An 8659-nucleotide genomic window follows, 5' to 3' on the forward strand; every position below is an offset into this window, starting at 1 on the left:
GCTAGCCTCCCAGATAGGCGCGCTTGACGTGCTCGTCGTCGAGCAGCGCGCGCGCGGGACCGTGTAGCGTGATGCGACCCGTCTCCATGACGTAGGCGCGGGTGGCCATGCGAAGCGCCATGTAGGCGTTCTGCTCGACCATGAACACGGTGGTGCCGTCCTTCTGGATCTCGCCGATGATGCGGAACGTCGTCTCCACCACCGTGGGTGCCAGCCCCAGCGACGGCTCGTCGAACAGGATGAGACGCGGCCGCGCCATGAGGGCACGCCCGATCGCCAGCATCTGCTGCTCGCCGCCGGAGAGCGTCCCCGCGGCCTGACGGCGGCGCTCGGCCAGCACGGGAAAGTGTGCCAGCACGCGCTCGAGATCGGCGGCCACCGCGCCCGTGTCCTCGCGCACGTAGGCGCCCATCTCGAGATTCTCGCGCACGGTGAGGTGCGGGAACACCCGCCGCCCCTCGGGGCAATGGGCGATGCCGGCGCGGAGGATATCCTGGGGCTTCCAGCCCTGGATCTCGCGCCCGTCGAACACGATGCGCCCGGCCGACGGCCGGACGAGGCCGGAGATGGTCTTGAGCGTGGTGCTCTTGCCCGCGCCGTTGGCGCCCACCAGGCAGACGAGATCGCCCTGCCCGACCTCGACGCTCACGTCGGAAAGCACCGGCGCCCGGCCATAGCCCGCGTACACGCCCTCAAGCCGCAGCATGTGTGGTCCCGAGATAGGCGCGGATCACTTCCGGATCACGCTGCACGTCCGCCGGGGTGCCGTCGGCGATCAGCCGGCCATGATTCAGCACGAGCACGCGGTCCGAGATGCCCATGACCATGCGCATATCGTGCTCGACGAGGAGCACGGTGACGCCCGACTCGCAGATGCGGCGTATCAGCGCGGCGGTCGTCGTCTTCTCCGCCGCCGTCATCCCGGACGCGGGCTCGTCCAGCAGGAGCAGGCGGGGGCGCGCGGCCAGCCCGATGGCGAGCTCGACCAGCCGCTGCTCGCCGTAGGAGAGATCGCTGGCGACGTCGTCGCGGCGGGTGGCCAGCCCAACGAACTCCAGCACACCGAGCGCCTCGCCCCGGAGGCGCCGCTCCTCCTCCGCCACCCGCCGCCGCCGCAAGAGCGCCGCGCCGATGCCGACGGCGCCGCGGAGATGGAGACCCGTCAGCACGTTCTCCAGCACGGACAGCGCGGGGAACACGCTCGTCTTCTGGAACGTCCGCACCAGGCCGAGCGCGGCGATGCGGGAGGGGCGCCAGCCGGTGATGGCGCGCCCGGCGTAGGCGACACCGCCGGCGCTGGGGGCCTGGAAGCCCGTGATGATGTTGAACGCGGTGGTCTTGCCCGCGCCGTTCGGGCCGATGAGGCTCGTCACGCCCCCGCCCTGCACCGTGAACGAGACGCCGGCCAGCGCCGCGACGCCGCCGAAGCGCATGGCGAGATCCCGGACGTCCAATTGCTGGTCGGCGGCCGGGGGCGCGCTCATCGGCGCGCGACGCGGGCGGCCAGCGCGGGGACGATCCCGCTCGGCATGAAGAATAGCGTGGCGATCAGGAGGATCCCGTAGAGCAGCATCTGCCACTGCCACGACGCGAGCGCACGCAGCGCCTCCGGCAGCACGGTGAAGATCACCGCGCCCACCACCGGCCCCGCCAGCGTGCCCTTCCCGCCCGCCACCACCATGATCACCATGGTGACGGTGTAGGTGAAGAGGAACACCTCGGGACTGACGAAGCGTGTGTAGTGCGCATAGAGACCGCCCGCTCCGCCCGCCATGGCGGCACTGATCGCGGCGGCCAGCACGAGGTAGAACGTGCCGTCGATCCCCACCGATTCCGCGAGGGTCTCGTTTTCCCGCAGCGCCACCAGCGCCCGCCCGATGCGGGAGGCGATGATGCGCCGGCACAGCACATAGGCGAGCACCACCGCCACGAGCACCAGGTAGTAGAACGCCCCCTTGGTGCGGAGCGAGAGCTCCGGCAGCCCCGGGAGCGCGATGGCGAGCGCCGGCACCCCGGGAATGCCGAGGGGGCCGTTGGTGAGGTCCATCCAGTTCACGCTCACGAGCGAGATCACGCCGGCGAACGAGATCGTGAGCAGCACGAAGTACGCGCCGCGCAGCTTCAAGGCGAGCCGGCCGATCCCCCAGCCCGCCAAACCCGGCAGCACGATGGCCGCGAGCATCCCGAGCCACGGCGACATCTCCAGTTTTACTGACACAAGAGCCGTCGCGTAGGCGCCGATGCCGAAGAAGGCGGCGTGGCCCAGGGAGAGCTGGCCGGTGTAGCCCAGCAGGAGGTTCAGCGAGAGCGCGAGGACAGCGAAGATGCCCGCCATGATCAGCGTGTGGAGCTGATACGGATTCCATACCAAGAGCGGCGCGAGGGCCGCCGCCACGACAATCACCGCCCCGCGCGCGGCCGCCGCGCGCCGCATCAGCCGACGCGCTCGGCGCGCGCGAAGAGCCCGGAGGGTCGCACGAGCAGCATGAGGACGATGATGACGAACCCGACCGCGTCGCGGTAGCCGGAGGAGATGTAGCCGGCGCCCAGCTCCTCCGCTACTCCCAGGAGCACACCACCCAGCGCGGCGCCCACGAAATTGCCGAGCCCGCCCAGGATCACCACGCTGAAGGCTTTCTGGGCGGCGAGATCCCCCATCGAGGGATAGAGGAGGAACACCGGCCCGAGTAGCGCTCCCGCCGCTGCCGCCATCCCGGCCCCGAAGGCGAAGGTCACCGTGTGAATGCGCTCGATGCTGACCCCCATGAGAGCGGCGGTCTCGCGGTCCTGGAAGGTCGCGCGCATGGCCCGGCCGAGCCGGGTGCGCGTCAGGAGGAGATGGGCGCCCACGATCAGGACGAGGGACACCACGAATACGAAGATTCGGAGCAGGGACACTGACAGGGGGCCCAGCGCCACCGGCGCGGTGGAGAACGGGGTCGGCACGCTCTTGGCCACCCCGCCCCACGCCAGCAACTGGCCGTTCTGCAGCGCGATCCAGAGCCCGATCATCACGAGCATGGTGGTGTCGATCGAGGCGCCGCGGAGCGGGCGCAGGAGCGCGCGCTCGCAAGCGGCGCCGATGAGGACGCCAGTCGCGATGGCGAGAGGAATCGCGAGGAAGAAGTTCACCGAGCCGAGGACGAGCGCGGCGAAGGTGCCGTACGCCCCCAGCGTGTAGAACTCGCCGTGGGCGAAGTTCACCACGTTCATCAGGCCGAAGACCAGCGTCAGCCCGATCCCGAGCAGGCTGTAGGTGCTGCCGAGCAGGAGCCCGTTCAGGAGGTGCTGGAGGAGCTGGTCCAAGCCCGCGGCGAGGGCGCCTCGCCTACTTCTTGGCGGCGAAGGCCGGAAGCGCGATCTTCCCGTCCTTGATCTGGACGAGGAAGATGCTGGGCTTGCTCTGGCCGCTCTCCTTGCCCGCGGGCCCGTCCTTCTCGAACTTGATGGGCCCGTTGACACCCATGAGGCTCACCGTCCAGAGCGCCTCGCGCACCGCCTTGGGGTCGGGCTTGCCCGCCGCCTTCAGGCCCTCCACCGCGGTCATCACCCCGTCGTGACCGCGAAAGCCCTCGGTCAACCCTTCGAACGGGTGGCCGCGCTTGTTCCACTCGTCCACGAAGGCCTTCGCGAGCTTGCCGTCGGGCATGGCCTCAGGGAACCACGGCAGGAAGAAGAGGATGTGCATCGAGCCTTCCGCCGCCGGGCCCGCCTGCTTGATGAGCTGCGACGGCGAGGAACTCCCGCCCGTGGTGATGACCTTCCGGACCAGGCGCTGCTCCTGGGCCTGCTTCAGCACGAGGGTGATCTGCTCGACGCTGGTGGTGAGGAACAGGGTGTCGGCCGAGCCCGCCTTCACCTTGGTGATCTGCGCGTTCATGTCGGTGGCGGCCTGCTCCATGAACTCGACCGAGCCCACCGTGCTGCCGCTTCGCTTCAGGAGGTCGCCGAACGCCGTCACCGAGCCCCGGCCCCAGTCGGTATTGACGGCGAGGAAGTCGGCCTGCTTGATCCCGAGATCCTTCATGTACTTCTCGAGGCCCACCGCCTCCATCTCGCTGGGCGGGCTGATGCGGAAGACCCACGGATTCCCGCGCTTGGTGATGGTGGCGGCGCTCGAAGTCTCCACGATCATCGGCACGCCGTACTCTTCGAGCTTGGGCATGGCGGCAAGCGTCATCGACGAGCCCCACGCGCCCACGAGCACCGGCACCTTGTCACGCACGATGAGCTTCTCGGCCGCGGTGGCGGCTTCCTTCGGATCGGACTTGTTGTCTTCGATCAGGAGCTGGACCTGGCGGCCGAGCACGCCGCCGCGCGCGTTGACCCAGTCGCGGGCGATCTCGGCGCCCATGCGGATGTAGTTGCCCGAGGCGGCCACCGGGCCCGACAGCGGCTGGATGACGCCGATCTTGATGGGATCACCCTGGCCGACGGCGCGCCGCGGAGGCGCCAGCGTCGAGCCGAGGAGCACCGCGATCACGAGACAGAGACCGATCCCCACTCGCTTCATTCCCAGCCTCCCGTGTGTGCTGCTGCGAGGTGTGAACGCTTCGCGGGCCGACACTGATCCGTCGCGGGTACTTATCGTACATTTCCATCGGCCTGTCAAATGCAAACCGATTGACTTTGCTCGCGTGGGACGCCGAGAATGTGCGCCATGACCATCGCGCCCGCCGAGTACGACTTCCGCGCGGCGCGCCGCCGGCTCGAGGCCAAGCCCAAGTCGGCGGGTGAGAAGCTCGTGAGCCTCGCCGAGGCGGCCGCGCGGGTTCCCGACGGCGCCACCCTGGCCATCGGCGGCATCCTCTACAGCCGCACGCCGCTCGCCCTCCTCCGCGAGATCCTGCGCCGGCGGCCGAAGGACCTCACGCTCGCGCGCAACCTCATGTGCTACGAGGGCGAGTGGTACATGGTGGCGGGAGCGGCCAAGAAGCTCGTGACAGCGTGGATGGGGATCGGGCTTCCCTGGGGCCTCTCGCGCATCATGCGCGAGTACGTGGAGTCCGGCCGCGTGCCCATCGAGGAGTGGAGCCATCTCGGGCTGGGGCTCCGCTTCCGCGCCGCCGCCATGGGGCTGCCCTTCCTCCCGACGATGACGATGCTGGCCTCCGATCTCATGGGGGTGGGCGGCTCGAAGACCATCGCCTGCCCCTACACGGGCGAGACGCTCCACGCGGTGCCCGCCCTCTTCCCCGACGTGGGTCTGCTCCACGTGCAGCGCGCCGACCGCTTCGGCAACTGCCAGATCGACGGCTACCCGCACATGGACGCCGACATCGCCTTCGCCGCGCAGACGGTGCTGGTGACGGCCGAGGAGATCGTGCCCGAGGAGGAGATCCGCCGGCGTCCCGACCGCACCATGATCCCCGGCTTCGTGGTGGACGCGCTCGTGCACGTACCGTGGGGCTCCTATCCGCACGAGTGCTACGGGCGCTACGACTCCGAGCCCGGCCACTTCGGCGAGTACGTGGCGGGCATCCAGGCCGAGGGCGCCGAGGGGGTCGCGCGCTACCTCGAGCGCTACGTCTACGCGCCGCCCACGCATGCCGACTACCTCGCGCTCTTCCCCGAAGGCATGCGCGAGGCGGCAGCCGAGCGCGGCAAGGAGCTTTCCTCGTGACCACGGGGTTCGAGGGCGTCACTGCGAACGAGCTCCTGGCGGTGATGGGCGCGCGCGAGCTGCAGGATAACCAAACCGTGTTCACGGGGGTCGGCGCCCCCATGATGGCCTCCGTCCTCGCGCAGCGGCTGCACGCGCCGCGCCTCACCATGGTGATCGAGGGCGGCATCATCGGCCCGATGTGGCGGCCCGGCTGGCTGCCCATCTCCACCAACGAGATGCGCGCGGCCTATCACGCGCAGATGCTGCCCGGCATCACGGACGCCTTCCTCCTCGCCCAGCGCGGGTTCCTCGACGTCGGCTTCATCGGCGGGGCACAGATCGACCAGTGGGGCAACCTCAACACGACCGCCATCGGCGGCTACGACCGGCCCAAGGTGCGGCTGCCGGGCTCCGGCGGGGCCAACGACATCATCTCCCTGTGCCGGGCGGTGATCATCCTCACCGTGCACGAGAAGCGCCGCTTCGTCCCCAAGGTGGACTTCATCACGAGCCCCGGCCACGTCGCGGGCGGCGATTCGCGGGCGCGGAGCGGCCTCCTCTTCGGCGGGGTGCGACGCGTGGTCACCACGCTGGGTCTGTTCGACTTCGAGCCCGAGTCCCGTCGCATGCGGCTCGAGGCGGTGCACCCGGGCGTGACCGTCGAGCAGGTGCGTGACCACACGCCCTTCGATCTCCTCGTGGCCGATACGGTGAAGACCACGTCGGCGCCGACCCCCAACGAGCTGGGTATTCTCCGCTCGCTCGATCCCGAGCGGCAGTTCATCGGGTAGCGTGGTGACGCTCGAGACCTGGCTCCTCTACGTGGCGACCTGCTTCGCGGCGACGCTCACGCCGGGCCCGGCGGTGCTCATGACGATGTCGATCGGGCTGCGCGGTGGCGCGGTTTCCGCCATCCTCACCGGCACCGGGGTCTGCGCCGCCAACGCCATCTGGATAACGTTGTCAGTCGCCGGCCTCTCCGCCGTACTGCTCGCCTCGGCCACGCTCTTCCTCGTGCTCAAGTGGGCCGGCGCGCTGTACCTCATCTACGTGGGCCTCCAGCTGATCCTCAAGCGCCGCGGCGCGCATGCCGAGCTCCAGGCGGGGCCGGCGGGCGGACGGGGCGCCTTCGCGCGCGGCTTCCTCGTCCAGATGACCAATCCCAAGGCGATGATCTTCTTCGGCGCGCTCGTCCCCCAGTTCGTCCACGCGGACCAGCCGTTGCTCGGCCAGGGCCTGATCCTCGCCGGCACCCTGATCGTGATCGAGCAGCTCGTGCTGGCGGGCTACGGCACCCTCGCCGCCCAGGGTGCCCGCCTCGCGGGCCGCGAGCGCTGGACGCTGGTGACGGAGAAGACCTCCGGCGTCCTCATGATCGGCGCCGGCCTCGGGCTCGCAACCCTGCGGCGCAACTAGGAGATGCCCTCGTGACCCAGTACGGACTGGCGGTGCGCAACTTCGTGGGCCCCGGCGAGGTGCCGGACATCCAGGGCCTCTACGCCTACGCGGAGAGGGCCGAGGCGCTCGGCTTCGAGTCCCTCTGGGCGTGGGACCACGTGCTGCTGGGCGTGGAGCCCTCTTTCCCCATCGTGGACTCCATCACGATGCTGGGCGCCATCGCCGCGCGCACGCGCACGATCAAGCTCGGCACGGGTGTGCTCGTGCTGCCCCTGCGGAACCCGGTGGTGGCGGCGAAGTCGCTGGGCAGCCTCGACGTGATCTCGGGCGGCCGCCTCATCCTGGGCGTCGCCGCGGGCTGGTACGCGCGCGAGTTCGATGCGGTGGGCATTCCCTTCAAGCAGCGCGGCAAGATCTTCGAGCGGAACCTCGACATCCTCGCGCGGCTTTGGACCCAGGAGCGCGTCACCCTCAAGGTGGACGAGTTCAACCTCCGCGAGGCGGTGATGGTGCCGCGCGCCGTGCAGCGGCCGCGCCCGCCCATCCTGGTGGGCGGCTACGTGGACGCCGTGCTCAAGCGCGCGGGCACGGTCGGGGATGGGTGGCTGACGTACTTCTACACGCCGGAGAGCTTCACCAAGGGGTGGGAGAAGGTGAAGGCGTTCGCGCGCGAGGCGGGGCGTGATCCCCGCAGGCTCTCCTCCACGAATCAGCTCGCGGTGTACGTGGGCAGCTCCCGCGCCCAGACCGCCGAAGATATGCGACACTGGCTCTCGACCGAGTGGGACACCGCGGCGTGGTCGGAGTCCACCATCGAGCACGCCATCCACGGCAGCGCGGAGGAATGCGTGGCGCAGCTCAAGGCGCACGTGAAGACCGGCGTCGATCGCATCATCCTGATCCCCTACCGCTATCAGCCGGAGCAGGTGGAGCGGATCGCCAAGGAGGTCTTGCCGAGGCTATGACGACCTACATCGACATCAACTGCGACATGGGCGAGAGCTACGGCCGCTGGACCCTGGGTGCCGACGACGAGATCATGCCGAACATCACCTCCGCCAACGTCGCATGCGGCTTCCACGGTGGCGACCCCCACGTGATGCGGAAGACGGTGGAGTCCGCGGTGCAGCACGGCGTCGCGGTGGGCGCGCACCCGAGCTTGCCCGACCTCATGGGCTTCGGCCGGCGGCGCATGGACGTCTCCCCGCAGGAGCTGAAGGAGATCCACCGCTACCAGATCGGCGCGCTCTGGGCCTTCTGCAAGGCCTCCGGCACCACGCTCCAGCACGTCAAGCCCCACGGCATCCAGTACCACATGTTCGAGGAGAACCTGCCACTGGGTCGCGCCACCGCGGAGGGTGTGAAGGAGCTGGACCCCTCGATCATCCTGATGACCATGGCCATGACCAAGTACGACGCCGAGGCGCGCAAGGTGCCGGGCGTACGCGTGGCCGCGGAGGGCTTCGCCGATCGCGTCTACGCCGAGGACGGCCAGCTCGTGTCCCGCAAGCTCGGCAAGGACGCGCTGGTGTCGGATCCGGCAAAGGCAGCTGATCAGGCGGTCAGAATGGTCATGGAGGGCAAGGTCAAGACCATCACCGGCAAGGTGATCGACGCCAGGATCCAGACCATCTGCATCCACGGCGACAGCCCGGG

10 protein-coding genes are annotated in these 8659 nt (G+C 69.5%); 5 read left to right on the top strand and 5 right to left on the bottom strand.

Features of this window, described 5'->3' with window-relative positions; genetic code table 11:
- Position 1: 1 nt before the first annotated feature.
- Genes VFX14_08070 through VFX14_08090 form a run of 5 tightly spaced genes read right to left on the bottom strand, consistent with a single transcriptional unit; the run spans position 2 to position 4513 of the window.
- On the bottom strand, positions 2 to 706 hold the full coding sequence (locus VFX14_08070) for an ABC transporter ATP-binding protein (GenBank protein HEU5189630.1): 705 nt from the start codon (positions 704 to 706) through the stop codon (positions 2 to 4).
- Positions 693 to 1484 carry an ABC transporter ATP-binding protein gene (locus VFX14_08075; GenBank protein ID HEU5189631.1) on the bottom strand — a complete coding sequence of 264 codons (792 nt, stop codon included), beginning with the start codon at positions 1482 to 1484 and terminating at the stop codon, positions 693 to 695. The genes VFX14_08070 and VFX14_08075 overlap by 14 nt, the downstream gene beginning before the upstream one ends.
- Entirely contained in the window at positions 1481 to 2434 is a 954-nt protein-coding gene (locus tag VFX14_08080; GenBank protein HEU5189632.1) for a branched-chain amino acid ABC transporter permease, read from the bottom strand. The genes VFX14_08075 and VFX14_08080 overlap by 4 nt, the downstream gene beginning before the upstream one ends.
- On the bottom strand, positions 2434 to 3306 hold the full coding sequence (locus tag VFX14_08085; GenBank protein HEU5189633.1) for a branched-chain amino acid ABC transporter permease: 873 nt from the start codon (positions 3304 to 3306) through the stop codon (positions 2434 to 2436). Before VFX14_08085 ends, VFX14_08080 begins: the two co-directional genes overlap by 1 nt.
- A 22-nt stretch (positions 3307 to 3328) precedes the next feature.
- On the bottom strand, positions 3329 to 4513 hold the full coding sequence (locus tag VFX14_08090) for a penicillin-binding protein activator (protein ID HEU5189634.1): 1185 nt from the start codon (positions 4511 to 4513) through the stop codon (positions 3329 to 3331).
- Between the two features lie 147 nt (positions 4514 to 4660).
- Between VFX14_08090 and VFX14_08095 the strand changes: the two genes are divergently transcribed.
- The 5 genes from VFX14_08095 to VFX14_08115 all read left to right on the top strand — a co-directional run.
- Positions 4661 to 5623 carry a CoA-transferase gene (locus VFX14_08095; protein ID HEU5189635.1) on the top strand — a complete coding sequence of 321 codons (963 nt, stop codon included), beginning with the start codon at positions 4661 to 4663 and terminating at the stop codon, positions 5621 to 5623.
- A gap of 44 nt (positions 5624 to 5667) precedes the next feature.
- Complete coding sequence (locus tag VFX14_08100; GenBank protein ID HEU5189636.1) at positions 5668 to 6396, top strand: CoA-transferase; 729 nt, start codon at positions 5668 to 5670, stop codon at positions 6394 to 6396.
- Between the two features lie 4 nt (positions 6397 to 6400).
- Complete coding sequence (locus VFX14_08105) at positions 6401 to 7021, top strand: LysE family translocator (protein ID HEU5189637.1); 621 nt, start codon at positions 6401 to 6403, stop codon at positions 7019 to 7021.
- Positions 7022 to 7032: 11 nt separating this feature from the next.
- Complete coding sequence (locus tag VFX14_08110; GenBank protein HEU5189638.1) at positions 7033 to 7968, top strand: TIGR03619 family F420-dependent LLM class oxidoreductase; 936 nt, start codon at positions 7033 to 7035, stop codon at positions 7966 to 7968.
- The coding region (locus VFX14_08115; GenBank protein HEU5189639.1) for a 5-oxoprolinase subunit PxpA at positions 7965 to 8659 on the top strand (695 nt) is incomplete at its 3' end. The genes VFX14_08110 and VFX14_08115, both read left to right, overlap by 4 nt.

This window comes from Candidatus Methylomirabilota bacterium (assembly GCA_035764725.1).
Lineage (GTDB): Bacteria > Methylomirabilota > Methylomirabilia > Rokubacteriales > CSP1-6 > DASRWT01.

Excerpts from the sequence above, each read along its gene's own strand:
- VFX14_08075 (HEU5189631.1), bottom strand. The coding sequence starts at position 1,484 with ATGAGCGCGCCCCCGGCCGCCGACCAGCAATTGGACGTCCGGGATCTC.
- VFX14_08095 (HEU5189635.1), top strand. The coding sequence starts at position 4,661 with ATGACCATCGCGCCCGCCGAGTACGACTTCCGCGCGGCGCGCCGCCGG.
- VFX14_08080 (HEU5189632.1), bottom strand. The coding sequence starts at position 2,434 with ATGCGGCGCGCGGCGGCCGCGCGCGGGGCGGTGATTGTCGTGGCGGCG.
- VFX14_08070 (HEU5189630.1), bottom strand. The coding sequence starts at position 706 with ATGCTGCGGCTTGAGGGCGTGTACGCGGGCTATGGCCGGGCGCCGGTG.
- VFX14_08100 (HEU5189636.1), top strand. The coding sequence starts at position 5,668 with ATGGGCGCGCGCGAGCTGCAGGATAACCAAACCGTGTTCACGGGGGTC.
- VFX14_08090 (HEU5189634.1), bottom strand. The coding sequence starts at position 4,513 with ATGAAGCGAGTGGGGATCGGTCTCTGTCTCGTGATCGCGGTGCTCCTC.